This is a genomic window from Nocardioides sp. NPDC058538, from assembly GCF_042719275.1.
In the GTDB taxonomy this organism is placed as follows: Bacteria; Actinomycetota; Actinomycetes; order Propionibacteriales; family Nocardioidaceae; genus Nocardioides.
In genome coordinates this window covers 1-25,167 of record NZ_JBHXNY010000044.1, presented here as the reverse complement: position 1 = coordinate 25,167, position 25,167 = coordinate 1, and the positions used below count along the sequence as shown (strand labels likewise).

Here is a 25,167-nt window from a genome sequence, read left to right as displayed (position 1 = left end):
GGATCAGACCAGACCGAGCCGCTCGCGCAGGAAGGTCCAGGCGAAGGCGGAGAGGTGGGCCGACTGGGCGTTGTTGGCGGCGCCGCCGTGGCCACCCTCGATGTTCTCGTAATAGGTGACGTCCTTGCCGGTCGCGGCCAGGAGAGCGGCCATCTTGCGGGCGTGGCCGGGGTGGACGCGGTCGTCCTTGGTGGAGGTGGTGAGCAGGACGGGCGGGTAGTCCCGGGCGCCGTCGAGCAGATGGTAGGGCGAGAAGGTCTTGATGAACTCCCACTCCTCCGGCACGTCCGGGTCGCCGTACTCGGCCATCCAGCTCGCCCCGGCGAGGAGGTGCGAGTAGCGCTTCATGTCCAGCAGCGGCACCTGGATCACGACCGCGCCGAACAGCTCGGGGTAGAGAGTGAGCATGTTGCCGGTCAGCAGCCCGCCGTTGGAGCCACCCTGGATCCCGAGGTGCTGGGCGTCGGTCACGCCGGTCTCGACGAGGTGGCGGGCGACCGCGGCGAAGTCCTCGTACGCCTTGTGCCGGTTCTCCTTCAGCGCCGCCTGGTGCCAGGCCGGGCCGTACTCGCCTCCCCCGCGGATGTTGGCGACGACGTAGACGCCGCCCTCACTGAGCCAGGACCGGCCCACACCGGCGGAGTAGCCCGGCGTCATCGGGATCTCGAAGCCGCCGTAGCCGTAGAGCAGGGTCGGCGCCGGTCGACCGTTGCCGGCGAGCGCGGCCTCGGCACCGACGATGAAGTAGGGGATCCGGGTGCCGTCCGCCGAGGTCGCGAAGCGCTGCTCGGCGCGGAGCCCCGCGGTGTCGAACCAGGCCGGCGCCGACTTCAGCGGCTCGATCGTCGCGGCACCGACCTCGGTCAGCCCGTACGTCGTGGGAGTCAGGTAGCCGCTGGTGACGACCCAGACCTCGTCGGACTCGACCGCGTCGACGGCACGGGTGCCGACCGCGGCCACCGGGTCGGTCGCCGGGAACTCCGAGCGGGTCCACTCGCCAAAGGCGGACGGCGTCAGGACGTGCAACCGGTTCTTGACGTCCTCGAACACGTTGAGGACGAGGTGGTTGCGGGTCCAGGTCGCTCCGGCGAGCGATGTCTTCGCGGTGGGCTCGAAGAGCACGGTGAGGTCGCGCTCACCGGCCAGGAACCGCTCCGCGTCGGTGGCGAGCAGCGAGCCGGCGGCGTACGTCTGGTCACCGACCGTCCACTCGTCGCGAAGCTCGATGACCAGCCACTCGCGGTGGAATCCGGCCTCGGCGGAGTCGGGGATGTCGAGCTTGGTGAGGGTCTGCTCGGGGGTGCCGGGGTCGGTGGCGACGTACGTCTCGGACTTGTAGAACGCGATCGAGCGGCTGACCAGGTCGCGCTCGAAGCCGGGGGTGTGGATGCGGCGGGCGGAGATGTACATGTCCTCGTCGGTGCCCTCGTAGACCACCACCGCGTCCTCGAACGGGGTGCCTCGGCGCCACAGCTTCACGATGCGGGGGTAGCCACTCGGCGTGAGCGATCCCGGCCCGAAGTCGGTGAAGACGTAGACCGCGTCGGGGCCGCACCAGGAGAGCGCGCCCTTGGCGCCGCCCTGCTCGACGGCACGGGTGAAGCCACCGTCGGCCGGGCTCACGAAAGCCTTGGTGACCAGGTCGAACTCCCGGGTCACGTCGGCGTCCGAGCCGCCCGGGGAGAGGTCGACGAGCACCTTGCGCCACGGCTCGCCCGGCTCCGGCCGCAGCACCGAGGCGCCGTGCCAGACCCAGCTCTCACCCTCGTCGGCGGCGAGCGCGTCGAGGTCGAGCAGGATCTCCCACTCGGGGTCCTCGGTGCGGTAGGACTCCGGCGTGGTGCGTCGCCAGATACCGCGCTCGTGGTCGGCGTCGCGCCAGAAGTTGTAGAGATGCTCACCGAGGCGTGAGACCTCGGGCACCCGGTCGTCGGAGTCGAGGACCTCGAGGATCTGCGCCTCGATCTTGGCGAAGACGGGGTCGGCGCCGACGCTCGCGTGGGCCTCCTCGTTGCGGGCCCGCACCCACGCCAGCGCCTCGACCCCTTCGACCTCCTCCAACCAGCCGAACGGGTCCTCCCCGGCGGGGTCGAGCGGGGTCACGATCGTCAGCTCAGAGGTCATGCCACCGCCTCCGTAGGGCAGGGCGAAGAGTACGGATGCGGTGGCCTGAGGCTTGTCGTCGTTCGCTGGCGCTCACTCATGCCGGAAGGCTACTTCGCGGTGTGCAAGTTGCAGCCGACAGGCACAATTGCGGCATGAACGAGGCGGAGGGGTCGTCGAAAGGTTTGCCGCGGCGAGCGGCGACGCGGACGGCGAAGCTGGCCGCGCTGCCGATGGGGTACGCCGGGCGCAAGGCGCTCGGGCTCGGGAAGCGGATCGGGGGCAAGCCCGCCGAGGCGGTGCTGGCCGATGTGCACCAGCGTACGGCCGACCAGCTGTTCCGCACCCTGGGCGAGCTCAAGGGCGGCGCGATGAAGTTCGGACAGATGCTCTCGGTGATGGAGGCGGCGCTGCCGGAGTCGCAGGCCGCCCACTACCGCGCCCAGCTCACCCGCCTCCAGGACTCCGCTCCCCCGATGCCGACCGGGATCGTACGCGGCCTGCTGGCCCGTGACCTCGGACCGGACTGGGCCTCGCAGCTGGTCGAGCTCGCCGACGAGCCGGCCGCCTCGGCCTCGATCGGGCAGGTCCACCGGGGCCGGTGGGCCGACGGCCGCGAGGTCGCGGTGAAGGTGCAGTACCCGGGCGCCGACGAGGCGCTGCGCGCCGACCTGCGCCAGATCGGCCGGGTCGCGGCGATCGGCAACGCGGTGGTTCCCGGGATGGACGTCAAGGCACTGGTCGCCGAGCTGCAGGAGCGGGTCGTCGAGGAGCTCGACTACCCGAAGGAGGCCGAGGCCCAGCACGTCTTCGCCGAGGCGTACGCCGACCATCCCCTCATCGAAGTCCCCGATGTCGTCGCCGTGGGACCCTCGGTGCTCGTCACCGAGTGGGTGGAGTCGGAGGGCTCGATCGCGAAGGTGATCGCCGAGGGCACTCCCGAGGAGCGCGACCACTACGGCGAGCTGCTCGCCCGGTTCTGGTTCTCCGCGCCCGGGCTGACCGGGATGCTCCACGCCGACCCGCATCCGGGCAATTTCCGGGTCCTTCCCGACGGCCGCATGGCCGTGCTCGACTTCGGGCTCGCCGCGCGGCTCCCCGAGCGGGGCTTCCCCGAGCCGATGGGGCGGCTGATCCGGATCGCCGCGACCGGCGACGCGGATGCCCTGGTCGCGGGCCTGCGCGACGTGGGCTTCATCCGCGAGGGCATCAAGGTCGAGCCGCAGCACGTGCTCGACTACCTGGCGCCGTTCGTGACCCCGGCGCTGGAGGAGCGCTTCCGGTTCACCCGGGAGTGGATGCGCGAGGAGTTCAAGCGGATCAACGACCCCAAGGATCCCGCCTACACGGTTGGCCTCAAGCTCAACCTGCCGCCGTCCTACCTGCTCATCCACCGGGTCTGGCTCGGTGGTCTCGGGGTGCTGGCGCAGCTCAACGCGGAGGCGCCGTTCCGGTCGATCCTCGAGGAGTATCTGCCCGGGTTCGCGGACTGATCGGGTCAGGGCAGCACGGTCTGCCCCACCGGGCCGGGGTTGTAGGCGATCTCCCAGCGCACGCCGTCGGGGTCGGCGAAGTAGCCGGTGTAACCGCCCCAGGCCCGCTCCTCGGCGGCTGAGGCATCCCGCCCGAGCGACCGGGCGAGCTCCAGGACGCCGTCGACCTCCTCGCGGGTGGCGACGTTGTGGGCGAGAGTGAACGGCGCGACGCCGTCGGCGACGGCGAGCGTGCCGACCTCCTCCTCGAACTCGCCCCGGTCCCACAGCGAGAGGATGACGTGCTCACCGACGCGGATCATGAGCACCCCGTCCGCCTCCATCTCGGGAGTCCAGCCGAGGCCGTCGACATAGAACGCCCGGCTCGCCGCCACGTCGGCGACGGCCAGGGTGATGAAGCTGATGCGCTGGTCCATGACGCTCAGCCTGTCACGGACCAGCGCGCGTGGTCAGCCTTCCTTCGCGCTCCCCGGCTTGGCCGGCTTCTCGCGGAGGACCTCCCGGCGGGCGCGGTACTCCGTCTCGTCGATCTCGCCCGCGGCGTACCTCTCGGCCAGCCTGGCCTCGCCCGCGCGCCGCGGCCCTTCGGCCACCCGCTTGCGGTTGAAGAGGACGACCGCGGTGATGATCGCCGCGATCACCAGGAACCACAGGATCGGGAAGATCGGCCAGAACGCCGGCGGCCCGCCGCCGTCCTGCCACGGCCCGTTCTCGCGCCACGGGCCCCAGTGGTCGTCGGCCACCACGGTGGCCACTGTCTCGTTGATGCTCATTGCTCGTGTCCAATCTGTCGGGCTTGGCTATGCCCTCCAGAGTGCTGCGCGCGAGCCGCCCGCACATCGGCTCAGGAGCGGGGGCTGCGTACGCAATCGTGCGTACGCAGCCGGGTGCGCTGGCGCCCCTGCTCGTCGAAGTTCGCGGGGTCGAGCCAGCGCTCGTGGCCCTCCCGCACGCTCGGCCACTCCTCCGCCGTCACCGAGAACCAGTCGGTGTCCCGGTTGCGGCCCTTGACGACCATGTGGTTGCGGAAGCGGCCCTCGTAGGCGAACCCCAGGCGCTCCGCGGCCCTGCGGGACGGCTCGTTGAGCGAGTCGAGCTTCCACTCGAACCTCCGATAGCCGAGCGTGTCGAAGGCGTGGCTCATGAGCAGATGGATCGCCTCGGTCGCAGCCCTGGTGCGGGCGAGCGCCGGCCCGAAGAGCACTCCGCCGACCTCGACGCTGCCGTTCGCCGGGTTGATCGCGTGGTAGCCCGCAACCCCGCTCGCCCTGCCTTCCCGCTCCCCCTCCAACGGGGCGAACGCGAACGGCACGACGTCGACCGCGTCGACGAGCCCCGCCAGATGCATCCACAGGTCCTGCAGCGAGGTCGGCATCGCGATCGGCCGGTAGGTCCACAGTTCGGCGTTGCCTGGGCCGCAGACCGCGGCGTAGAGGTCCGAATACTGTGCCGACGAGAGTGGAGCGACCCGGACGTAGCGTCCCTCGAGGGTCACCGGTTCGGGCCACGGCCGCGCCTGCCAACCTTCGACGACAGCACCGACGGGATACGAAAAAGCGGTCACGGCGGTCATTGTCTCCGACCGCCGTGACCGTTGCTCGGGAGGCCGCGCTCAGGCGGCTGCCGCGTCCACGGTGGCGAGCGAGCGCCGGGCACTGCCGAGGGCGAGCATCCCGATCAGGCTGCCCAGGAGCAGCACCCCGGCGAGGACCATCACCGACTCCACCGCGAACCTGTCCGCGAGCGGCCCGAAGACGATCATCGAGACCGGCATCGACACCGACATGACGATCCCGTAGAACCCGAACACCCGGCCGCGCATCGAGTCCTCGACCTGCTCCTGCAGGACTGTCGCGGCGGGCACCAGCAGCGTCTGGAAGAGAACGCAGATGACCAGGCCCGCGACGGAGAACACCCAGAAGTCGGTGGAGACGCCCAGCCCGATGACGAGCACCCCGACACCGACCGAGGCGGCCACCATCAGCCGCACCCGACGCTTCACCCGGGGGCCGAAGACGGCCATCATCGCGCCGCCGATGACCATCCCGACGCTCCAGAACAGCTCGTTGACGCTCAGCATCCAGACCTCGTCACCGAAGCTGCGCGTGATCATCAGCGGGGTGAGGTGCGCCGGGGCGCCGGCCATGAACATGACGACGGCCACGAGCCCCATCACCCAGCGCACGGAGGGGTTCTGCTTGACGTACCGCACCCCGGCGAGGAGGTCGCCGAAGTAGCTCACGGGTTCGGTCGAGCGGACCATTCGCGCCACCGGCACCAGCAGCAGCAGGAGTACGCCGGCCACGGCCGTCACCACGTCGATGAAGAAGACCGCGACGATGCCTGTGCTGGCGTAGACCGCGGCGGCCACCGCCGGCGCGAACAGCATCATCCCCGACTGGATCGTCTGCTGGGCGCCGTTGACCCGCATCAGATGCTCGGCCGGGACGATCTGCGGGAGCATCGCGTTGACCGCCGGGCCCTGGATCCCGGCCAGCGCCGAGCGGACCGCCATCGCGACGAAGATCATCCACAGGTCGCCGACGCCGCTCAGCATCAGCAGCGCGAGCACCAAGGTCGCCACCGCGATCGCCGAGTCGGCCCCGATGATCAACAGCTTGCGCGAGTGCCGGTCGGCCCATACGCCGCCGAAGACCGACACCACCGCCTGCGGCAGCATCCCGGCCGCGACGCTCAGCGTCAGCACCGCGGCCGACCCGGTCTCGACCGTGAGGTGCCACATCACCGCGTACCCGACGATCATCGATCCCAACGACGACACCGTCTGGCCGCCTAGGAAGACCAGCAGGTTCCGCTTCCATCGATTCGACTGTTGAGCCGACATCGCAACCACTCCCGCATCAGGTGGGCCGCCGTGTCGGCCCCTCACCCATGCCACGAACGGCCGCGGTCCGTTTCGACAGGCGCGGAGAGACGGCTATTCGGATGCGGGGTCGAAGTCGAACGCCGGGAGCCCGTCGAGGCTGGAGAGGTTCTTCCGGCGCCGATACTCGGCCGACCCCTCGACCCCCTTGCGCTCGAAGTACGCCGGTAGCAGGTCACGCTCACCGACGTAGGACATCAGCGGGACGGCGAAGCCACAGGAGTCCGAGACCCGCTCGATGTCCACGACGACGACCGCGCGGGCACCGGGCAGGTCCGTGAAGCGACCGGCCAGGTCGGCGTACTCCTCCTCGTAGCGGGTCACGACCCGGCCACGCCCGTGGAAGCGGACGATGTTCGGCGCCCCGTCGAAGGCACAGAACATCACCGTGATCCGGCCGTTCTCACGCAGGTGCGCGATCGTCTCGCTGCCACTCCCGGTGCCGTCGACCCACGCGAAGGTGAGCTCGTCGAGCATCCCGAAGGTGCCCGGGATCCCCCGGGGCGACAGATTGACGTGACCCTCACCGGCGAGCGGTGCGGTGGCCACGAAGAAGACGACCTGACGATCGACGAACTCCCGCAGGCGACCCTCGAGCCGCGAATTAACCTTCCCCTGGGGTCTGTTGGTGCAAGCTAGTGTTTTTGAGGTTGCGTTTGGCCTATAGGTCACTCTCAGCTTCACAACCTTGGGCGGATTACTCGGGCACGAGGCGGTAGGCGCCGTCGGAGGCCGAGGTGGCCATCGAGGCGTAGGCCCGCAGGGCCGCGGAGACCTTCCGGTCACGGTCGGCCGGGGTGTAGGGCTTGTCCCGCTTCTCCTCAGCGGCGCGACGTTGGTCGAGGACGAGGTCGTCGACGTCGAGCGAGATCGAGCGGTTCGGGATGTCGATGGAGATCTGGTCGCCGTCCTCGATCAGCGCGATCAGGCCGCCGCCGGCCGCCTCCGGGGAGACGTGGCCGATCGAGAGGCCGCTGGTGCCGCCGGAGAAGCGGCCGTCGGTGATCAGCGCGCACTTCTGGCCCAGACCACGGCCCTTGAGGAACGAGGTCGGGTAGAGCATCTCCTGCATTCCCGGCCCACCCTTCGGGCCCTCGTAGCGGATCACCACGACGTGGCCGGCCTCGACCTTCTTGGCGAGAATGCCGTCGACCGCGGCGTCCTGGGACTCGAAGACGATCGCGGTGCCGGTGAAGGTCAGGCAGTCGTCGGGAACACCCGCGGTCTTCACGACACAGCCGTCGGGGGCGATGTTGCCCGACAGGATCGCCAGCCCGCCGTCTTCGGAGTAGGCGTGCTCGAAGTCGCGGATGCAGCCCTCGGCGGCGTCGGTGTCCAGGCTCGCCCACAGGTTCTCGGTGGAGAACGCCTCGGTCGTACGCACCCCGCCCGGCGCGGCGAGGAAGAGGTCGAGCGCCTCCTGGCTGGGGTTCTCGGCGCGGATGTCCCAGCTGCTCAGCCACTCCTCGATGGTGTCGGAGTGGATGGTGTGGACGTCCTCGTTGAGCGCGCCGCCACGGCGCAGCTCGCCGAGCAGGGCGGGGATGCCGCCGGCGCGGTGGACGTCCTCCATGTGGTACTTCGGGCTGTTGGGGGCGACCTTGCTCAGGCACGGCACCCGACGCGAGATCGCGTCGATGTCGTGGACGCTGAAGTCGAGCTCGGCCTCGCGCGCGGCCGCGAGCAGGTGCAGCACAGTGTTGGTCGAGCCGCCCATGGCGACGTCGAGGGCGACCGCGTTCTCGAAGGCGCTGCGGCTGGCGATGCTCCGTGGCAGGACGGACTCGTCGTCCTCCTCGTAGTAGCGGCGGCACAGCTCGACGACCGTACGTCCCGCTTCCTCGAAGAGCGCGCGGCGCTTCGCGTGGGTGGCGAGGGTCGACCCGTTGCCCGGCAGGCTGAGGCCGATGGCCTCGGTGAGGCAGTTCATCGAGTTGGCGGTGAACATGCCGCTGCAGGAGCCGCAGGTCGGACACGCGGAGCGCTCGACCGTGTCGAGCAGCTCGTCGCTGACCGCCTCGTTGACCGAGAGCACCATCGCGTCGACCAGGTCGAGCTTGTCGTGGACCAGACCCTCGACCGCGACCGTCTTGCCGGCCTCCATCGGGCCGCCGGAGACGAAGACGACGGGGATGTTGAGACGCAGGCTGGCCAGCAGCATGCCGGGGGTGATCTTGTCGCAGTTGGAGATGCACACGATCGCGTCGGCACGGTGCGCCTCGACCATGTACTCTACCGCGTCAGCGATCAGCTCACGGCTCGGCAGCGAGTAGAGCATCCCGGCGTGACCCATCGCGATGCCGTCGTCGACGGCGATCGTGTTGAACTCCTTGGCTACTCCGCCGGCTTCCTGGATCTTCTCGGCGACGATCTTGCCGAGGTCGCGGAGGTGGACATGGCCGGGCACGAACTCGGTGAACGAGTTGGCGATCGCGATGATCGGCTTGCCGAAGTCGTCATCGGTCATGCCGGTGGCGCGCCACAGCGCGCGGGCACCCGCCATGTTGCGGCCCGAGGTCGAGGTTGCGGAGCGAAGAGTGGGCATACCAGAAGGCTAGACCGGTTCGGGTGGATCGTTCGACCCAGCGCCGAACGGCGGACGTCAGGCGAGCCAGGCGAGCATGATCCGGCCGGTGCGCACGAGCTGCGCCGGGTCGACGACATCGGGTGTGTCGGCGGGTGAGTGGTAGGCGGCGTATGGAGTCGAACCGAGGCGCACGCCGGGCAGGCCCGCCCGTACGAAGGACCAGTGATCGCTGGAACGGTTGGGGGTCTGGGAGCAGCCGGTGGTCGGCACCTTCGCGCGCCGTGCCGCCGCTCGGAGGCTCGCCAGGGTGCGGTCGAGTCCTGGGCGTGCGCCGCACGCCGGGACGGCCTCCCCTACGCCGACCCGGTCCAGTGAGACCATGCCGGCCAGCGACCTGCGCTCGACGGGCGTGAGGGACGCGACGTACGCGCGAGAGCCGTAGTGGTGGTCGTCGTCGGTCTCACCTCGCGGCTCCTCGGAGCCGAAGACGACCAACCGCACCGGCACCCTCGTCGACCGTCCTGCCGCCGTCTCGGCGATCGCCAGCAGCACAGCCACGCCGGATGCGTTGTCCTCCGCGCCCGGCGCCTGCGGGACGGTGTCGAGGTGGGCACCGACCAGGAGCCACGGCTGCCCGGGGCGTACGTCTCCTCTGTCTGCGACCAGGTTGACCGACTCCCCCGCGCTGACCGGGATGCCCCACGAGACTCCGGCAGGCGTCTGGAACCGCTGTCGGTGCACCTGCCAGCCGAACCCTGCCAGCTGTCCCTCGACCCAGGCAGCGGCTCGATGGTAGGCGGGCGACGTCCCGGGTCTCGGGCCGATCTCACCCGCCAGATGGCGTACGGCGGCGGTCGCCGTCACGACGCGGAGCTGCTCGGGTGTCAATGGCGGGGCGGCCTCGGTCCCGCTCGGGGTGGGCGAGGGCTTGGACGTGGCCGGCGCTGTCGCGGCGGTTGTCGGAGAGGTCTCGGGGGTCGGTGACGCCTCACCGCACCCGGTGAGGACGAGGAGGGACCCGGCCGCGAACGTGATACGACGGATCATGGCCTCGCCTGCCCAAGGATCCTGGCCGCCTCACGACCGCCCACCACGCGTGGAGCAAACGTCTCGGGATCCATCCGGTAGGGCACGAGGTTCAGATCCTCCAGCGTGGCGCCGCGGAAGGTCGCCTCGAGAACGACGCCCTCCATCGTCTGGGACATGAAGTCCATGTCGAAGACGAAGTTTCCGAGCGAGTGGATGACCGGTACGCCGCCGACCCGCTCGAGCGGCTGGACCCAGTGCGGGTGGCCGCCGACGACAAGATCCGCCCCGGCAGCGACGAGACGACGAGCGACATGGCGCTGGATCGCCTCGGGGCGATGGGTGTACTGCGTACCCCAGTGCGGCAGCACCACCACGACGTCGGCGACCTTCTCTGCGGCTCGGACCTCCCGCTCGACCCGGCGCAGGTCGGCATCGACGAGAGGACCCGTACGTGGCGGCATCCGCACCGAGAAGGCGCCCGGGTCGCTCGTCGTCGCCCGAGGCGTCTCGCCGATCGCGTTGAACCCCAGGAACGCGAAGGTGATCCCGGCTCTCTCCACCAGGGCCGGCCGGGCAGCCGCGTCGAGATCCCGCCCCGCCCCGAACGGCACGATCCCCGCCCCCGATGACGCCTCGACCGTCTCCGTCAACGCCCGGTCGCCGAAGTCACCTGTGTGGTTGTTCGCCAACGAGATCGCATCGAAACCAGCCTCCCGCAGAGGCCGCAGCAGCTCCGGCCCAGCACCGAAGGAATCCCCACCCTGAGTCGGGCTCCCTGCTTTCGACAACGTCGACTCGAGATTGCCTACGGTGATGTCAGCGCCCGCCAAGCGCGCCTGCATCGGAGCCAGCGCCGCCGCCGCATCGCGCACCCCGCGGGTCAGCATCAGATCCCCGACGACGGTCAGCCGCACTCGCGGCTCCGCAGCAAGAGTGGGCACCGGAACCGACGAGGACGAGGGAGGAGCCTGCGTCGTTGAGGACCCGACTGGTGTGCCGCCTCCGCAGGCGGACAGCGCGCATACGAGTACGGCGGTGAGCCATTGGCTTCCCATACATCCAGCATGCCCCCAGACCAAGGATCCTGTGCGGCCTCGACCGCCCGCATCGAGGACGGCAACACGCTACGGATCCGTGCGCCTCAGATCTTCGCTGCCCTGACCACCATCACGTCGGGGATGTCGCGGAGGACCTCGCGCCAGGTCTCGCCGGCGTCGGCGGAGGCCCAGACCGAGCCGTTGCGGGCACCGAAGTAGACACCGGCGCTCTCGTGGTCGTCGGCGCACATCGCGTCGCGCATGACGCCCACGTAGAAGTGGTCGGGCAGGCCCTTGTCGAGCGCCTCCCAGTGGTCCCCGCCGTCGCGCGAGCGCCACACGATCGGCTTGGCCTCCGGTGGGTAGCGGGACTCACCGGCGCCGATCGGGAAGGTGAAGATCGTGTCGGGTTCCTGCGGGTGGACGACCATCGCGAAACCGAAGTCCGTGGGCAGGCCGTCGGCGATCGACTTCCAGGAGGCCCCTTCGTCGTCGGAGCGGTAGACGCCGCCGTGGTTCTGGAGGTAGAGCCGCTCGGGACGGGCGGAGTGGCGGGCCACCTTGTGGACGCACTGGCCGAACTCGGGATACTGCTGCCCCTCGGGCAGGAAGACCGCGATGATGCCGTTGTTGCGCGCCTCCCAGGTCTCCCCGCCGTCGCGGGTCTGGTAGACGCCGCCGGTCGAGATCGCCGCGGTCACCGAGTCGGGGTCGGTGGGGTGCGGCAGGATCGTGTGGAACGCCTGCCCGCCGAAGCCCTCGTTCCACTCGGTGCGGTGCGGGTGGTCCCACAGCCCGCGCACCAGCTCGAAGCTGGCACCACCGTCACGAGAGCGGAAGATCGCGCCGGGCTCGACACCGGCCCAGATCGTGCCCTCCCCCGAGTCGACAGAGGGCCCCGGCTGGAGCTGCCAGACCCGGGCCAGGCTGGCGTCGACATCCTCCGGAAACGACATCGAGGTCTCGGTCCAGGTCTCACCGCCGTCGGCCGAGGCGCGCACCAGCGCACCCATCCACAGCGAGGAGCATCCGGCAAGGACTCGCCCGGTCCCGGGCTCGATCATGGCGGAGTAGATCTCCTCCATGTCATGGTGCGGACCGGTGAAGTCCCAGTCCTGCCGGGCGTCGTCAGAGCGCCCTATCCACAGACCCTTCCGGGTCCCGACCAGCAGCTGCGTACCCATGCCTTCCAGCATCCACCCGTCCGCCTTCTGTGGCCAGGAGATTTCGGCGAAAGAGCGGTGAGCGAAAACACCAGCACCAGCGGGGCCTGGTTCTTCGGCCTGGGCCACCCAGCCCCTAGCCTGAAGTCATGACCAGACCTGTTGCCTGGGAGACGTTCACCGCGATCCTCTTCGACCTGGACGGCGTGATCACGCCGACCGCTGTCGTGCACATGCGTGCGTGGGAGGAGATGTTCAACGCCTACCTGCAGGAGAAGACCCCGGGGGCGCCGGCCTACACCGACCAGGACTACTTCGCGTACGTCGACGGCAAGCCGCGCTACGACGGCGTCCGTGACTTCCTCGCCTCCCGCGACATCAAGCTTCCCGAGGGCACCCCGGACGACGCGCCCGAGCTCGAGACCGTCTGTGGTCTCGGCAACCGGAAGAACATCGCCTTCAACATGGTGCTCGAACGCGACGGCGTCGAGGCCTATCCCGGCTCGGTGCAGCTCCTGGACTATCTGGCCACCCTCGACGTCCGGCTCGGCGTGGTGTCCTCGTCGGTCAACGCGCCGACCGTGCTGAAGGCGGCAGGGCTGCTGGACCGGTTCGAGACGGTCGTGTCGGGAGCCGTCGCAGATGAGCAGGGCTTGCCCGGCAAGCCTGCACCGGACACCTTTGTCTACGCCGGTAAGGTCCTCGGAGCCACCCCGGGCGAGGCCGTCGTCCTCGAGGACGCAGTCTCCGGGGTGCGCGCCGGCAAGGCAGGAGATTTCGCGCTCGTCGTCGGGGTGGACCGTGGCGCCGGCCACGACACCCTCACGGCCGCCGGCGCCAGTCTCGTCGTATCCGACCTTGCTGAACTTGTCCCCGATGGACACAGTCCAGACCCTGCTCGAGGAGCACAGCAGTGAGAACCAACGTCGGCCCGAACCCCCTGGACCGGGCCCGTTACCCCATCGACCCGTGGCGGCTGGTCGAGACCAGCTACTCCCCCGACGACCTCGGCCTGACCGAGACGCTCTTCAGCGTCGCCAACGGCTATCTCGGCATGCGCGGCACCCCCGAGGAAGGTCGCCCCACCTACGCACACGGCACCTTCATCAACGGGTTCCACGAGACCTGGCCGATCCGCCATGCCGAGAACGCCTATGGCTTCGCCAAGACCGGCCAGACCATCGTCAACGCCCCTGACGCCAAGATCATGAAGATCTACGTCGACGACGAGCCGCTGACCTTCGGCACCTCCGACCTGGAGGAGTACGAACGGGTGCTCGACTTCCGCGAGGGTGTGCTGCGGCGGCATCTGGTGTGGCGTACGCCCTCGGGCAAGCGGGTCGCGATCAAGTCGACCCGGATGGTGTCGATGACGCAGCGCCACCTCTCGATCCAGACCCTCGAGATCACGATGCTGAGCGGCGCGGCGCCGATCGTGGTCTCGTCCCAGCTGCTCAACCGGCAGGACGGCAAGGACGAGTACCACGTGCCGTCGGCGGCGCTCGGCGAGGGCATGGACCCGCGCAAGGCCTCCGCCTTCGACACCCGCGTCCTGCTACCGCAGATGTCGGTCGCCGACGAGGAGCAGATGACCCTCGGCTACCGGTGCGCCAACTCGGGGATGACGATCGCCGTCAGTGCCGCCCACCAGATCGACACGCCGGACTCGGTCGAGACCGTGGTCCGTGCCGAAGACGATCTGGCCAAGACGGTCTTCCGGGTCGACGCGACCGAGGGCAGCACGCTGCGGTTGCAGAAGACCGTGGCGTACCACACCTCTCGCGGGGTGCCGGTGCGTGAGCTGGCCGACCGCTGCGGACGTACGCTCGACCGGGCGATCCGCCTGGGCGTCGGTCACTTCGAGCGCGACCAGCGCAACTGGTACGACGAGTTCTGGTCCGCTGCCGACGTCGAGATCTCCGCCGCCGAGGCGGACGACGCCGTGGACATCTCCGCGGCCCAGCAGGCGATCCGGTTCAACCTGTTCTCGCTGGCCCAGGCGACCGCCCGCACCGACGGGCTCGGTGTCCCCGCGAAGGGGGTCACCGGCTCCGGGTACGAGGGCCACTACTTCTGGGACACGGAGTGCTACGTCGTTCCGTTCCTCTGCTACACCCAGCCCGAGGTCGCCCGCAACGTGATGCACGCCCGCTCGGTGATGCTTCCCGCGGCCCGGCAGCGGGCGCTGGAGATGGCCGCGAAGGGCGCGCTGTTCGCCTGGCGCACCATCAACGGGCAGGAGGCCTCGGCCTACTACGCGGCCGGCACCGCGCAGGTGCACATCGATGCCGACATCGCCTTCGCGCTGATGAAGTACGTCTACGCGAGCGGTGACACCGGCTATCTCATCCGCGAGGGCGTCGACATCCTGGTCGAGACCTCGCGGATGTGGGCCGATCTCGGCTTCTGGCGCCACAACGGCGAGCCGTCCTTCCACATCCACGGGGTGACCGGGCCGGACGAGTACACCACGGTGGTCAACAACAACCTGTTCACCAACGTGATGGCCCGCTACAACCTGGAGAAGGCCGTCGAGACCATCGAGATGCTCCGGTCGGACTATCCGCGCGAGTATGCGCAGGTCATGGGCCGGCTCGACATCTCCCCCGACGAGGTCGAGGAGTGGGGTCGCTGCGCCGCCGCGATGCACATCCCCTACGAGGAGGGGCTCGGCATCCATCCGCAGGACGACAACTTCCTCGACCGCGAGGTGTGGGACCTGCCCAACACCCCCGACGACGTACGTCCCCTGCTGCTGCACTACCACCCGCTGGTGATCTACCGGTTCCAGGTGCTCAAGCAGACCGACGTGGTGCTCGCCCTCTTCCAGCAGGGCAACCGGTTCACCCCTGAGCAGAAGCGGGCCGACTTCGAGTACTACGACCCGATCACCACCGGCGACTCGACGCTGTCGGCTGTCGTGCAGTCGATCGTGGCGGCCGAAGTGGGCTACCAGGATGACGCGCTGCGCTACTTCTACGACGCGCTCTACGTCGACCTGCACAACATGCACGGCAACACCGTCGACGGGATGCACATCGCCTCCACCGGCGGCGTGTGGGGCGGGCTCGCGTTCGGCTTCGGCGGCATGCGCGACTACGACGGGAAACTCTCCTTCGACCCGCGCCTGCCGGTCCAGTGGGGCTCGCTGACCTTCCGGGTGCAGTGGCACTCGACCCGGATGCAGGTCGCGCTGACCGGCGACCAGATCGTCTTCACCGTCGTGGACACCCCGGGCGAGGAGTTCGACATCCCGATCAGCGTCCGTGGGGAGGAGTTCGTGGTCTCGAAGGGCTCGCCGGTCATCGTGCCGCTCGCCGACCAGGGGCCGCGGATCGGCACCCACCTCGACGAGGAGCCCCACGGCGGCATCCGCCCCGACGGCTCGCGGATCACCGCTACCGTGCCCGCGCCGATCCCGCCGGAGATCTACGAGCAGGACCACACCGAGCACGCCACGGTCCCGCACGACTCCCGGCGCGGGTCCGAGCGGCTCGCGGAGGAGGCCAACAAGGCCACCAACCTGTCCAACATCTCGCAGACGGACTCGGCGCAGTAGCGGGTCTTTACGTAACCCTAGACTGACCGGGTGGTCACACGCTTCTCAAACGGTAGAGCCTCCTCTCTCCGGGCGAGGCTGGCCCACCCGGTCGTCCTGGTTCTGATCGGGATCGCGTCGGTGCAGATCGGCGCGACCTTCGCGAAATCGCTCTTCGACGAGGTCACCCCGACGGCCATGGTCTGGCTGCGGCTGACGCTGTCCGCGCTGATCCTGCTGGCGATCACCCAGCCCCGGGTCCGTGGTCTCTCGCGCCGCGACTGGCTCGTCGTGGTCGCCTTCGGGGCCTCGCTCGGGCTGATGAACTGGGCCATCTACCAGTCCTTCGCCCGGCTCCCGATCGGGATCGCGGTCACCATCGAGTTCATCGGACCGCTCACGATCGCGCTGGTCACCTCGCGGCGGGCGCGCGACCTGGTCTGGGTCGCGCTGGCGGCCGCGGGGGTCGTGCTGCTCGGTCTCGAGCCCGGCCGGATCTCGATCGTGGGCGTGTTGTTCGCGCTGCTCGCGGGGGCCTGCTGGGCTGCGTACATCGTGCTGTCGAAGGCGACCGGAGCACGCTGGGAGGGGCTCGACGGGCTCGCCCTGGCCTCCACCGTCGCGGCGGTGGCGCTGACGCCTGCGGCGATGGCGTACGCCGACGGGCTGGGGTCTCCGCACGTGTGGCTGGTCGGGCTGATGGTGGGCCTGATGTCCTCGGTGATCCCCTACTCCCTCGATCTCGTCGCACTGCGTTCGATCAAGTCGGGGCTCTACGCGATCCTGATGTCGCTGGAGCCGGCCGCCGGCGCGCTGGCCGCGATCCTGATCCTTCACGAGGGGCTCTCGGTCCTGCAGTGGCTGGCCATCGCGTGTGTCGTGGTCGCCTCCGCAGGCGCGACGCGCACCGGCAAACCGGAGCATCACGTGCCGGCGGAGTCGACCCCTGTGTAGTGCCGCGTTTCACACAAGCGACATCCGCACGTCACTGACTCCGAACGTTGAGGTCACTACAGTTCGGTGACAACTCCCCCTCGCCGCCCGGTCCCGCCAGTCCTTGGAGTTGCTCCGTTGTCGACCATCACCGCCCCCGTACACACCGCTGCCGTCGCCCAAGTCGCCGCCCTCCTCGCCGCTCGCACCGCGGGGCGAATGGTCGGCCCGTTCCTACGACCCATCCAGCTGCTGCTCGCCTGGCCGGTGGCCTCCCAGCTCGTTGCCCGGCACAACGCCAAGGCCGCCGAGGAAGCGCTCCTGCTGCGGCGTGCCGAGCGTGAGGACGTGCACAACTATCTCCAGTTGCTCGCTTCGGAGAGAATGACTGCATGAGTGTCCCGCGGGCTGTTGCTGAGTCCACCGTTGCCTTTCGGGACGTGCTCTCCGACGACGGCACCCTGATCCGCGCCTGGACCAACGACCCCGAGGGCGTGATCGACGGGCCGACGGTGCTGCTGTGCAACGGCCTCGGCACCAGCCCGTGGAACTGGCCGGCACTGCTCCACACCTCGTGCGGCGTACGCGTCGTCTCCTGGCAGCACCGCGGCACCTCCGGCTCGGCGCGGCCGAAGGACCCGGAGCAGACCACCTCGAGGCACTTCGCCGAGGACGCGCTGTCGGTCATGGATGCCTTCGCGCTCTCCCGGCCGGTCGTGATGGGCTGGTCGATCGGGGTCAACACCGCGTTCGAGCTGGCCGCGGACCATCCCGAGCGGGTCTCCGGCGTCTTTGGTGTCGCCGGGGTGCCCGGCGACACGTTCAAGTCGATGCTGGGGCCGCTGCGGCTGCCCGCCCCGGCGGCTGCTCTCGTGACCCGCACCGCCTCGAAGGTGCTGTGCCGCACCGGCTCCCTGATCACTCCGCTGGCAGCGCGTCTCGATCTCGGCCCGCGGGCGATCGAGGTGTTCTCCAAGGCCGGCCTGATCGGCAAGGTCCCTGATCCCGAGCTCGCCGCGGCTGCGCTGGCGGAGTTCCTGACCACCCCGGTCGAGTGGTACTTCCACCTCGCGCTGCGCACCTCCCAGCGCCGCCCGGTCTCGCTGCGCCGGATCAAGGTGCCGGTCGTGCTGGTCGCGGGCACCCGCGACCTCGTCGCCGGGGCGCGCCACATGTCGCGGGTCGCTGCCGGGGTCAAGAACGGCACCTTCGTCGAGCTCGAGGGCACTCACTTCGTACAGATGGAGCAGCCCGAACGCGTCCACCAGCTGCTGCTCGGCTTTCTCGCCCGGGTCTCCGAGCACCAGCGCGTCTAGGGTGCCGCCACCGTCCCGGTGACGGTGGCGCGGCGGGCGACGCGGCGCAGGGTGGCCAGGACTGCGGGCCCGAGCAGGGCGATGGCGATGGCGGTGGTGATCGCGCGCACGGTGTCCCAGCTGCTGGTCGAGGTGACCAGGGTGTAGCGCAGGAACGTCGCCAGGTTCTCGCCGAACGCCGCACCGGGTTCGTAGGAGAGGTTGCCGCTCGCGCCGGGCACCGTGACCCCGGTGAGCAGCGGCCAGCCCTGCAGGTTGAGGAGGAGCCCGTAGGCGTACGAGGCGAAGACCCCGTACGCCGCCAGCAGCCCGATCTCCCGGCGGCCGCTCGCGCGTGGCAGGAGCCCGGCCCCCATCGCCACCCAGGCGGCACCGAGCATCTGGTAGGGCAGCCACGGTCCGACGCCGGCGGTGACGAGCGCGGCGACGAACAGGCTGGTGCAGCCGAGGACGAACCCGAAGGCCGGACCGAAGACCCGGCCGCCGAGGATGAGCATGAAGAAGACCAGCTCCACCCCGCCGGTGCCGGCGGAGAGGGCGCGCAGGACGGCCTCGATCGCGCTGAGCACGCCGAGGACCGCGATCATCCGGGTGTCGATGCCGCCCGTGGAGAGCTCGCTGAGCAGCACCACCAGCATCAGCGGCAGCAGCGCCAGGAAGATGAACGGCGGCTGCACCCGGTCGTAGCCGTGGAGCAGCAGCGGCCAGCCGAACATCATCAGCCCGGCCGCGGAGATGATGGCGAGCAGGACCGCCGTGCGGGGCGAGAACCTGATCATCTCTCGACCACCGCCTCCACGATCTCGCGTACGTTCAGCCAGCCCGGGCCGAAGACCTTGCTCACCTGGGGCGCGAACGCCGGCGACTCGGCCGTGACGGTGCGTACGTCACCGGCGGAGACCACCTCGCCATCGGCGAGCACCACCACGTCGTCGGCGGCCTCGGCGACGAACTCGACGTCATGGGTCGCCACCAGGACCGCCTTGCCGGCCTCGGCGAGCTCGCGCAGGATCTCGGACAGAGCGTGCTTGGCGGCGTAGTCGAGGCCGCGGGTGGGCTCGTCGAGGAGCACGACCGGCGGGTCGGCGCTCAGGATCAGCGCCAGCGCCAGAGCCAGGCGCTGGCCCTCGGAGAGGTCGCGCGGGTGCTGGCCGTCGGGGATGCCGGGGACGAGGCTGTCCAGGATCTCCCTCGTCCGTGGGCCGCCGGCATCGCACTCCTCGGCCACCGTCTCCAGGTAGAGCAGATCGGCCGCGGTCTGCGGCAGCAGCCCGACGAGGGCGCGTCGCTCCACGGGGTCGAGGGTCGCCGGATCCTTGCCGCCCACGTCCACCGACCCGGCCAGCCGCTTGTGGGTGCCCTGCAGCGACCACAGCAGGGTCGACTTGCCCGAGCCGTTGCGTCCCATCAGCGCCGTCACTCGCCCCGCGGGCAGCTCGATCGAGACGTCGTGCAGGACCGGCGTACGTCCTCGGGTGACGGTGAGCGCGCTGGCCGAGCCGCCGGAGCCAGAGGACGAAAGAGTGTCGGGACCAGCACGGTCAGCAAGCGCCACACCCCGCGCCTTCCGCTTCGCGTCGCGCACCGTCAGCGGCAGCGGCGACCAGCCGAGCTCGCGTCCGAGCTCGACGAGCGGCGGGACGATGGGTGAGGACCCGAGGATCTCGGCGGGGTCGCCGACGGCGACGGAACCGTCACCGACGAGTAGCGCGATGCGGTCGGCGAACGGCACGACCCGCTCGAGGCGGTGCTCGGCGAGAACGACGGAGGTGCCGAGGTCGTGCACCAGCCGGGTGATGGTGGCGAGCACGTCCTCGGCGGCCGTGGGATCGAGGGCGGAGGTCGGCTCGTCGAGCACGACGACCCGTGGGTGGGTGGTGAGCACCGAGCCGATCGCGACGCGCTGCTGCTGCCCTCCCGAGAGGGTACGCAGCGACCGCTGCCGCAGCTCGGCGATGCCGAGCAGGTCGAGGGTCTCCTCGACCCTGCGCCGCATGGTCGCCGGCGGGAGACCGAGCTGCTCCATCCCGTAGGCGAGCTCCTCCTCGACCGTGTCGGTCACGAACCCGGCCACCGGGTCCTGCCCGACGTAGCCGATGGTCCCGGCGCGCTCGCGCGGCGGCTTACGAACGATCGAGGCCCCGTCCAGCAGGACGTCACCGTCGAGCACGCCACCGGAGAAGCGCGGCACCAGGCCGGCAAGCACCCCGAGGAGCGTCGACTTCCCCGAGCCGGTCGGACCGGAGACGAGCAGCAGCTCGCCCTCCTCGATGGTGAGGTCGACGTCCTTCAGCACGTGCTCGGAGGAGTCGGGAGGGGTGAACGTGATGCCTCGCAGCTCGATCATGCGACTGCCTCCTCGTGGACGAGCGATGATGCCGGTAGCGGGGCGGCGACGGCCGGGACCAGCCCGACGAGCACACCGGCCATGGCGGTCAGCGTGACTTCCGGGAAGGTGCTCACGCCCGGAAAGGCGATCGGGACCTGGTAGCGGGCGATCCACCAGCCCACGGCGACGACCGCGATCCCGCTCAGCGCCACCACGACCTCCGGCCAGCGCCACCGGTCAGGACGGTAGACGGTTCTCGTCACCCGGCGGCCGGCGAGCGCCAGCCCTCCGGCGGCGGTGCCGACGCCCAGGCTCAGCATGGTGGCGGCCAGCCAGCCGGGCGTGGTGCCGTCCAGTACCGCGTAGACGCCGGCGCAGAGCCCGACGAGCGAGACCAGCATGAGCACCGAGGTGATCCGCCTGGTGGCGGCCGGGACGCCGGCCGTACGTCCGTAGCCGCGCGTGTCCATGCCCGCCGCCAGTGCCATCGACCGCTCCAGGGCGTCCTCGAGCACCGGCACCAGGAAGCGGCGCAGCCGCTTGACACTTCCGGTCGCACCGGCGCGTAGTCGTTGCGCGGCGCGCACCCGCTGCACCGACTCGGCCAGCTGCGGCAGCACCGTCACGGCGACCACGACGGCGGTGCCGATCTCGTAGAGCGCCGGCGGCAGCGAGCGCAGCAGCCGTTTCGGGTTCGCCAGCGCGTTGGCCGCGCCGACGCAGATCACGATGACGCCCAGTCGCAGCCCGTCGTAGAGGCCGGCCAGCAGCGCCTCGCGGGTGAGCGGACCGAGCAGCCGGATCCCCAGAACCCACTCCGGGAGCGGGATCTCGGGCAGGTCGAGGATCACGTGACCCGGCACGGCTCCCAGGAGCACCCGGAAGAGCACCCGGGTCACGACGATGAACACCGCGAGGCCGACGTAGAGCCGGAACGCCTTCGCCCACGGTTGCTCGCCACGACGCGCGGCGACCACGACCGACACCACTCCCACCACGAGCAGGAGGAGCAACGGGTTGGTGGTGAAGGAGGCGTACGCAGCCATGCCGATCGCCCACACCCACCAGGCGACGGGGTGCAGGTCGCGGGGCAGGTGCGCGACCGCGGCGGTGCGGAACAGCGCGCTCATCGCCGGCGCCACCACACGGCACCGGCGACGGCGAAGAGGGTGAGGATCCCCGCGGGGGCGACCCAGGTGGGCAGATGCTCGGCCTCGGAGGCCGAATCCGTCGGCTCCTCCGGAAATAACTCCGGCGACGGGCTTGAGGGCGCCCCCACAGCATCCCCAAGCTCCGTCGCCGGAGCGGTAACGACATTGTCGTCTATCCACGTGAACGCAACACCCTGCCCGGAGGTCACGCTGATTTCGGTAACATTTCTGGACGCGTAGCTCCAGGCCCCCGAATCGTCGGTGCTCCACAGCGACCAGTACGCGTCGGCAGGCGGCATCTGGGCGCAACCTGCGGCTTTCGGCCGCTCATCGACGCGGCATACGACGCTGGGCATCGAGGTCACATAGGTGAGCGGATGTCCCGCCTTCTCGAAGAGATCGGCGCCGGTGTCGCCCTCCCCGGGCTGGACACAGGTGACCTCAGGGCCGCCACCCAACGCGTTGGGCTCGACGACGACGGTGACGCCGTCACACGCCTCGGCGGACGATGCCGCGGACGAGGCGGATACGGGGGCGAAGACAGGTGCGGTGGCCCCGGCGAGGATCGCCAGGGCCACCAACGAGGATCGCAGGATGAGCCCGGATCGACCGATGGCCGCCGTCGCGAGCGTCACCAGACGGGTGTGATGGCAAGGCGACGACCGCGATGGCAAACCGGGCGTCTGTCGAGCGGCGTCAACGCCGCCAGCGCGCCCGTATGGTGGCGCGCAGCAGGCGGAGATCGGTCGATCTGGGCTCAGCACGAGCTCTTCGCGGTCGCGTCGTTGGGCAGGAAGACCAGCGACGGCAGCGCCTGGGCGGCGGCGAGGCGGTACATCCCCTCGGACTCCTTGGTCAGGCCCTTGGTGTTGCCCTCGGCCAGCGCGGCGTCGTCGTAGGCCACCGCACCGGCGTCGTCGCCACAGGTCACGACGTGGTCGGCGACCCAGGTCGCCGCCTTCTCCGCGGCCGCGGTCTCACCGGCGCGCCCGAACGCCCACCCGGCAAGGCCGGTGGTGTTGGAGTTGGCGATGTTGCCGGTCGCCGCCTTGAACGAACCGTCCTCGGCCTGGGTCTCCTTCAGCCACTCCACGCCCGCCTTGACGGCCTTCTCCGCCTCCGGAGAGGCCACCGAGGAGAGGGCGATCAGCGCGAACGCGGTGGCGTCAGCGTCCGGGGCAGCCTTCGGGTCGGCGTCGCAGGTCTGATCTGCCGCGGCCGGGTCGGCCGTGAAGGTGACCCGGAACCAGCCCTCCTCGCACTGCTGCCCGGCCAGGAACTCCGTCGCGGACGCGGCCTTCTTGCTCTCGGCGTTGTTCAGCGCCCACACGGCGTACGACTGTCCGATGGTGTTGGAGTAGTCGGCCGCCTCCTTGTTCTTGGGGTCGAGCTCGTCGGCGATGCGGCCGTTCTCGGCGACCGTGCCCTCGAGCTGCTTCAGCAGACCGGGGTCGGAGGCATCGACGTTCTGCTGGAGGACGAGCGCCTTCGCGGTCGCCCCTGCCGAGGTGATCGTGCCGAACCCGGGCGAGGTGTAGGCCGACTTGTTCTCCATCACGGCCGCGGCGATCGTGGCGATCTCCTCGTCGTAGCCACCGACCTCTGCCAGCGCGATCCCGATGTCGGCGCTGAGCCCGAAGTCATCGGTGCCGTACTGCGCGTTGCGGGCCACGCCCTCCGGCGCCTGGGCCACGAGCCAGTCGGCCACCGCGGTGGACACCTTGGCGTCGTAGGTGGGCTTCTCCCCCTCCTCGACGGCTTTCTCGCCACAGCCGGCGAGCGAGGTGAGGGCGAGGGCGGCGGCGATGCCACCGAGGACGGTCTTCTTCATGGTTCCTTCCGCGCTGTTCGCCGGGAAGGCCCAAGGCCGACCCGCTGCTTTCCACGACAGCGTCAGGTCAGTACGCGTCCGTCGGCAGGTGCTCCGGCTCGCCCAGGACACTCTCGCTGCCTGGGCCTACGGTTGCGGGTCAGCGCCGGGATTCGACCGGCTTCCCCCACCACGGCGTGTGTTGATTGAGGCTCTGCTAATTCGGGGCAATCCTATGCCGGGCGAGCCCTGCTTGCGGGATCGCCGACGAGCAGTCACTCTGTCCCCATGCGCCACAGGATTCTCGGCCTTGTCGCAGCATCGATCTCGGCCACCCTTCTCGCCCTCTCCCCGACCACGACGGCCGGCGCGGAGGAGGCACGGACATCGGTCACGTACGCCGATCTGGTCACCATGTTCGGCGACAAGGTCGGTGACCGCAGGACCGTCGAGACCGGGCTGCCGAGCCTCAACCGCGCGATGACCGACGCCCGGATCACCACCCCTTACCGGCAGGCGGCGTATCTGACCACGCTCGCCAACGAGAGCTCCTTCCACCACGACGCCAAGGGCCGCGACAAGCGGAAGTTCACCGGCCGCGGTTACATCCAGCTGACCGGCGAAGCCAACTACACCGACGCCGGCGCCTACTTCGACATCGACCTGCGCCGCCGTCCCGAGCTCGCCCGGTCGCTGGACTACAGCGCGCCGATCTCGCGGTGGTACTGGACCGTCGCCCGCGACATCAACCCGCTCGCCGACGCCCTCGACATGGGCAAGGTCAACGCGGCGATCGGCTACCCCTCGAACAAGAAGGAGGACACCGAGCGCTGCCGCGACTTCAAGGCCGCGCTGAAGCACCTCCACGGGTCCGTGCCGAAGGGCGTCAGATGCGCCCGCCCGGCCGCTGCGCAGACCCGCTAGCTGTGTTGTCCGAAGGGGCGTACGTCACTTCTTGGTGCGCTTGTCGCTGACCGCGATCGCCGAGGTGCCCTCGTCCTTGAGCTCGAAGAGGTCGATCGCCTTGATCAGCTTGGTCCAGGTGGCGTAGCCGTAGTTGCGCGGGTCCTCGGAGGACTGGTTGCGGATGCGGGAGACCACGGTGCCGACCAGGGCCCAGCCGTCGTCGTCGGCGGCCGCGGCGATGGAGTTGCGCAGCAGCTGGATCAGGCGGGCGTTGCGCTTGAGCGCCTGCCCGTTGGTCGCCGATGACGACTGCTTGCGGGTGCGCGTGGCCCCGGGCTCGGTATCGGCCTCGGTCTCCTCCTCGGAGCTGCCGAGCTTCTCCACCACGGTGAACCGGGTGCAGGCGCTCTTGAAGGGCGCCGGTGTCTTCTCCCTGCCGTAGCCGTAGACCGCGCGGCCCTTCTCCCGCAGGTAGTGCACCAGCGGCGTGAAGTCGGAGTCGGAGGAGACCAGCGCGAACGCGTCCGGGATCGCCGCGTGCAGCAGCTCGACCGCGTCGATGGCGAGCGCCATGTCGGAGGCGTTCTTGTGCGCGGTCAGGTCGAACTGCTGCATCGGCCTGATCGCGGCGTCGTGCAGCTCCTCGATCCAGCCCTTGAGCTCGGACTTGGTCCAGTTGCCATAGGCCCGGCGGATCGTCACCTCGCCGTACTCGGCCAGGTCGTTCAAGATCTCGTCGATCTTCGAGGCAGGCGCGTTGTCGGCGTCGATGAGCAGTGCGATGCGGAAGGGCTCGGTCACCGGATCAGTGTGGCAGGAACAGGACTGTGTTGGTCTCGACACGCCTTCGCCTAGCGGCTCCGGCGGCGGGGGCCCCCCGGCGGGCCCCGGCGGCGGCGGCGGCGGCGCCGGCGGGGCGCCCGGGAGGGGGACCAACAAGAACGCGGA

At 69.9% G+C, this 25,167-nt stretch carries 23 protein-coding genes and 1 riboswitch; of the genes, 7 read left to right on the top strand and 16 right to left on the bottom strand.

Annotated features, from left to right (window positions below):
- Positions 1 to 3: 3 nt before the first annotated feature.
- Complete coding sequence (locus ACFWQC_RS25490; RefSeq protein WP_378684703.1) at positions 4 to 2,124, bottom strand: prolyl oligopeptidase family protein; 2,121 nt, start codon at positions 2,122 to 2,124, stop codon at positions 4 to 6.
- A 134-nt stretch (positions 2,125 to 2,258) separates the two neighbouring features.
- Between ACFWQC_RS25490 and ACFWQC_RS25485 the strand changes: the two genes are divergently transcribed.
- Positions 2,259 to 3,596, top strand: coding sequence for an ABC1 kinase family protein (locus ACFWQC_RS25485; RefSeq protein ID WP_378684700.1), 1,338 nt, complete (start codon positions 2,259 to 2,261; stop codon positions 3,594 to 3,596).
- Positions 3,597 to 3,601: 5 nt separating this feature from the next.
- On the opposite strand, the gene ACFWQC_RS25480 is transcribed toward ACFWQC_RS25485, so the two are convergent.
- The 9 genes from ACFWQC_RS25480 to ACFWQC_RS25440 form a co-directional block, all read right to left on the bottom strand.
- Entirely contained in the window at positions 3,602 to 4,012 is a 411-nt protein-coding gene (locus ACFWQC_RS25480) for a VOC family protein (protein WP_378684697.1), read from the bottom strand.
- 33 nt (positions 4,013 to 4,045) lie between these two features.
- Positions 4,046 to 4,369 carry an SHOCT domain-containing protein gene (locus ACFWQC_RS25475; RefSeq protein WP_378684694.1) on the bottom strand — a complete coding sequence of 108 codons (324 nt, stop codon included), beginning with the start codon at positions 4,367 to 4,369 and terminating at the stop codon, positions 4,046 to 4,048.
- A 71-nt stretch (positions 4,370 to 4,440) separates the two neighbouring features.
- Positions 4,441 to 5,160, bottom strand: a complete 720-nt coding sequence (locus ACFWQC_RS25470; RefSeq protein WP_378684692.1) for a GNAT family N-acetyltransferase — start codon at positions 5,158 to 5,160, stop codon at positions 4,441 to 4,443.
- Between the two features lie 48 nt (positions 5,161 to 5,208).
- On the bottom strand, positions 5,209 to 6,378 hold the full coding sequence (locus ACFWQC_RS25465) for an MFS transporter (RefSeq protein ID WP_378684690.1): 1,170 nt from the start codon (positions 6,376 to 6,378) through the stop codon (positions 5,209 to 5,211).
- A gap of 156 nt (positions 6,379 to 6,534) precedes the next feature.
- Positions 6,535 to 7,152: a pyridoxamine 5'-phosphate oxidase family protein gene (locus ACFWQC_RS25460; protein ID WP_378684687.1), complete on the bottom strand. Its 618-nt coding sequence runs from the start codon at positions 7,150 to 7,152 to the stop codon at positions 6,535 to 6,537.
- A 25-nt stretch (positions 7,153 to 7,177) separates the two neighbouring features.
- Complete coding sequence (ilvD, locus tag ACFWQC_RS25455; protein WP_378684685.1) at positions 7,178 to 9,025, bottom strand: dihydroxy-acid dehydratase; 1,848 nt, start codon at positions 9,023 to 9,025, stop codon at positions 7,178 to 7,180.
- A 57-nt stretch (positions 9,026 to 9,082) separates the two neighbouring features.
- Complete coding sequence (locus ACFWQC_RS25450) at positions 9,083 to 10,054, bottom strand: M28 family metallopeptidase (protein ID WP_378684682.1); 972 nt, start codon at positions 10,052 to 10,054, stop codon at positions 9,083 to 9,085.
- Complete coding sequence (locus ACFWQC_RS25445) at positions 10,051 to 10,977, bottom strand: CapA family protein (protein WP_378684679.1); 927 nt, start codon at positions 10,975 to 10,977, stop codon at positions 10,051 to 10,053. Before ACFWQC_RS25445 ends, ACFWQC_RS25450 begins: the two co-directional genes overlap by 4 nt.
- Positions 10,978 to 11,177: 200 nt before the next feature.
- The gene (locus ACFWQC_RS25440; RefSeq protein WP_378684676.1) at positions 11,178 to 12,257 is read right to left on the bottom strand and encodes a WD40/YVTN/BNR-like repeat-containing protein; all 1,080 of its coding nucleotides are present in this window, start codon (positions 12,255 to 12,257) and stop codon (positions 11,178 to 11,180) included.
- Positions 12,258 to 12,385: 128 nt separating this feature from the next.
- On the opposite strand from ACFWQC_RS25440, the gene ACFWQC_RS25435 reads away from it, so the two are divergent.
- The 5 genes from ACFWQC_RS25435 (at position 12,386) to ACFWQC_RS25415 (ending at position 18,023) form a co-directional block, all read left to right on the top strand.
- Complete coding sequence (locus ACFWQC_RS25435) at positions 12,386 to 13,153, top strand: HAD family hydrolase (RefSeq protein WP_378684673.1); 768 nt, start codon at positions 12,386 to 12,388, stop codon at positions 13,151 to 13,153.
- Positions 13,150 to 15,795 (top strand): glycoside hydrolase family 65 protein, encoded by a 2,646-nt coding sequence (locus tag ACFWQC_RS25430; protein ID WP_378684669.1) that lies wholly within the window; start codon positions 13,150 to 13,152, stop codon positions 15,793 to 15,795. Before ACFWQC_RS25435 ends, ACFWQC_RS25430 begins: the two co-directional genes overlap by 4 nt.
- Before the next feature lie 30 nt (positions 15,796 to 15,825).
- Positions 15,826 to 16,728: a DMT family transporter gene (locus ACFWQC_RS25425; protein WP_378684666.1), complete on the top strand. Its 903-nt coding sequence runs from the start codon at positions 15,826 to 15,828 to the stop codon at positions 16,726 to 16,728.
- A 117-nt stretch (positions 16,729 to 16,845) separates the two neighbouring features.
- Positions 16,846 to 17,103, top strand: a complete 258-nt coding sequence (locus tag ACFWQC_RS25420; RefSeq protein ID WP_378684662.1) for a hypothetical protein — start codon at positions 16,846 to 16,848, stop codon at positions 17,101 to 17,103.
- Positions 17,100 to 18,023: an alpha/beta fold hydrolase gene (locus tag ACFWQC_RS25415; protein WP_378684659.1), complete on the top strand. Its 924-nt coding sequence runs from the start codon at positions 17,100 to 17,102 to the stop codon at positions 18,021 to 18,023. The genes ACFWQC_RS25420 and ACFWQC_RS25415 overlap by 4 nt, the downstream gene beginning before the upstream one ends.
- Here the strand turns inward: ACFWQC_RS25415 and ACFWQC_RS25410 are convergent.
- The 5 genes from ACFWQC_RS25410 to ACFWQC_RS25390 all read right to left on the bottom strand — a co-directional run bounded on the left by ACFWQC_RS25410 (position 18,020) and on the right by ACFWQC_RS25390 (position 23,334).
- A complete protein-coding gene (locus ACFWQC_RS25410) occupies positions 18,020 to 18,802 on the bottom strand; it encodes an ECF transporter S component (protein ID WP_378684656.1) in 783 nt (260 codons plus the stop codon). The two genes, ACFWQC_RS25415 and ACFWQC_RS25410, sit on opposite strands and share 4 nt — an antisense overlap.
- Positions 18,799 to 20,370, bottom strand: a complete 1,572-nt coding sequence (locus ACFWQC_RS25405; protein ID WP_378684652.1) for an ABC transporter ATP-binding protein — start codon at positions 20,368 to 20,370, stop codon at positions 18,799 to 18,801. Before ACFWQC_RS25405 ends, ACFWQC_RS25410 begins: the two co-directional genes overlap by 4 nt.
- A complete protein-coding gene (locus tag ACFWQC_RS25400; protein ID WP_378684649.1) occupies positions 20,367 to 21,482 on the bottom strand; it encodes a CbiQ family ECF transporter T component in 1,116 nt (371 codons plus the stop codon). Before ACFWQC_RS25400 ends, ACFWQC_RS25405 begins: the two co-directional genes overlap by 4 nt.
- Complete coding sequence (locus ACFWQC_RS25395) at positions 21,479 to 22,138, bottom strand: hypothetical protein (protein WP_378684646.1); 660 nt, start codon at positions 22,136 to 22,138, stop codon at positions 21,479 to 21,481. Before ACFWQC_RS25395 ends, ACFWQC_RS25400 begins: the two co-directional genes overlap by 4 nt.
- 122 nt (positions 22,139 to 22,260) lie before the next feature.
- Positions 22,261 to 23,334, bottom strand: a complete 1,074-nt coding sequence (locus tag ACFWQC_RS25390) for a prenyltransferase/squalene oxidase repeat-containing protein (RefSeq protein WP_378684644.1) — start codon at positions 23,332 to 23,334, stop codon at positions 22,261 to 22,263.
- Positions 23,335 to 23,399: 65 nt separating this feature from the next.
- Positions 23,400 to 23,535, bottom strand: a riboswitch (cobalamin riboswitch).
- A 66-nt stretch (positions 23,536 to 23,601) separates the two neighbouring features.
- Here ACFWQC_RS25390 and ACFWQC_RS25385 point away from each other — a divergent pair.
- Positions 23,602 to 24,237, top strand: a complete 636-nt coding sequence (locus ACFWQC_RS25385) for a hypothetical protein (protein WP_378684642.1) — start codon at positions 23,602 to 23,604, stop codon at positions 24,235 to 24,237.
- 24 nt (positions 24,238 to 24,261) lie between these two features.
- Here the strand turns inward: ACFWQC_RS25385 and ACFWQC_RS25380 are convergent, their stop codons facing one another.
- The gene (locus tag ACFWQC_RS25380; protein WP_378684639.1) at positions 24,262 to 25,020 is read right to left on the bottom strand and encodes an NYN domain-containing protein; all 759 of its coding nucleotides are present in this window, start codon (positions 25,018 to 25,020) and stop codon (positions 24,262 to 24,264) included.
- Between the last annotated feature and the right edge of the window lie 147 nt (positions 25,021 to 25,167).

What these genes read in the sequence shown, in the direction of transcription:
- ACFWQC_RS25490 (WP_378684703.1), bottom strand. Translation starts at nt 2,124, where the DNA reads ATGACCTCTGAGCTGACGATCGTGACCCCGCTCGACCCCGCCGGGGAG.
- ACFWQC_RS25485 (WP_378684700.1), top strand. Translation starts at nt 2,259, where the DNA reads ATGAACGAGGCGGAGGGGTCGTCGAAAGGTTTGCCGCGGCGAGCGGCG.
- ACFWQC_RS25480 (WP_378684697.1), bottom strand. Translation starts at nt 4,012, where the DNA reads ATGGACCAGCGCATCAGCTTCATCACCCTGGCCGTCGCCGACGTGGCG.
- ACFWQC_RS25475 (WP_378684694.1), bottom strand. Translation starts at nt 4,369, where the DNA reads ATGAGCATCAACGAGACAGTGGCCACCGTGGTGGCCGACGACCACTGG.
- ilvD (WP_378684685.1), bottom strand. Translation starts at nt 9,025, where the DNA reads ATGCCCACTCTTCGCTCCGCAACCTCGACCTCGGGCCGCAACATGGCG.
- ACFWQC_RS25450 (WP_378684682.1), bottom strand. Translation starts at nt 10,054, where the DNA reads ATGATCCGTCGTATCACGTTCGCGGCCGGGTCCCTCCTCGTCCTCACC.
- ACFWQC_RS25440 (WP_378684676.1), bottom strand. Translation starts at nt 12,257, where the DNA reads ATGGGTACGCAGCTGCTGGTCGGGACCCGGAAGGGTCTGTGGATAGGG.
- ACFWQC_RS25435 (WP_378684673.1), top strand. Translation starts at nt 12,386, where the DNA reads ATGACCAGACCTGTTGCCTGGGAGACGTTCACCGCGATCCTCTTCGAC.
- ACFWQC_RS25415 (WP_378684659.1), top strand. Translation starts at nt 17,100, where the DNA reads ATGAGTGTCCCGCGGGCTGTTGCTGAGTCCACCGTTGCCTTTCGGGAC.
- ACFWQC_RS25410 (WP_378684656.1), bottom strand. Translation starts at nt 18,802, where the DNA reads ATGATCAGGTTCTCGCCCCGCACGGCGGTCCTGCTCGCCATCATCTCC.
- ACFWQC_RS25405 (WP_378684652.1), bottom strand. Translation starts at nt 20,370, where the DNA reads ATGATCGAGCTGCGAGGCATCACGTTCACCCCTCCCGACTCCTCCGAG.
- ACFWQC_RS25400 (WP_378684649.1), bottom strand. Translation starts at nt 21,482, where the DNA reads ATGAGCGCGCTGTTCCGCACCGCCGCGGTCGCGCACCTGCCCCGCGAC.
- ACFWQC_RS25390 (WP_378684644.1), bottom strand. Translation starts at nt 23,334, where the DNA reads ATGAAGAAGACCGTCCTCGGTGGCATCGCCGCCGCCCTCGCCCTCACC.
- ACFWQC_RS25385 (WP_378684642.1), top strand. Translation starts at nt 23,602, where the DNA reads ATGCGCCACAGGATTCTCGGCCTTGTCGCAGCATCGATCTCGGCCACC.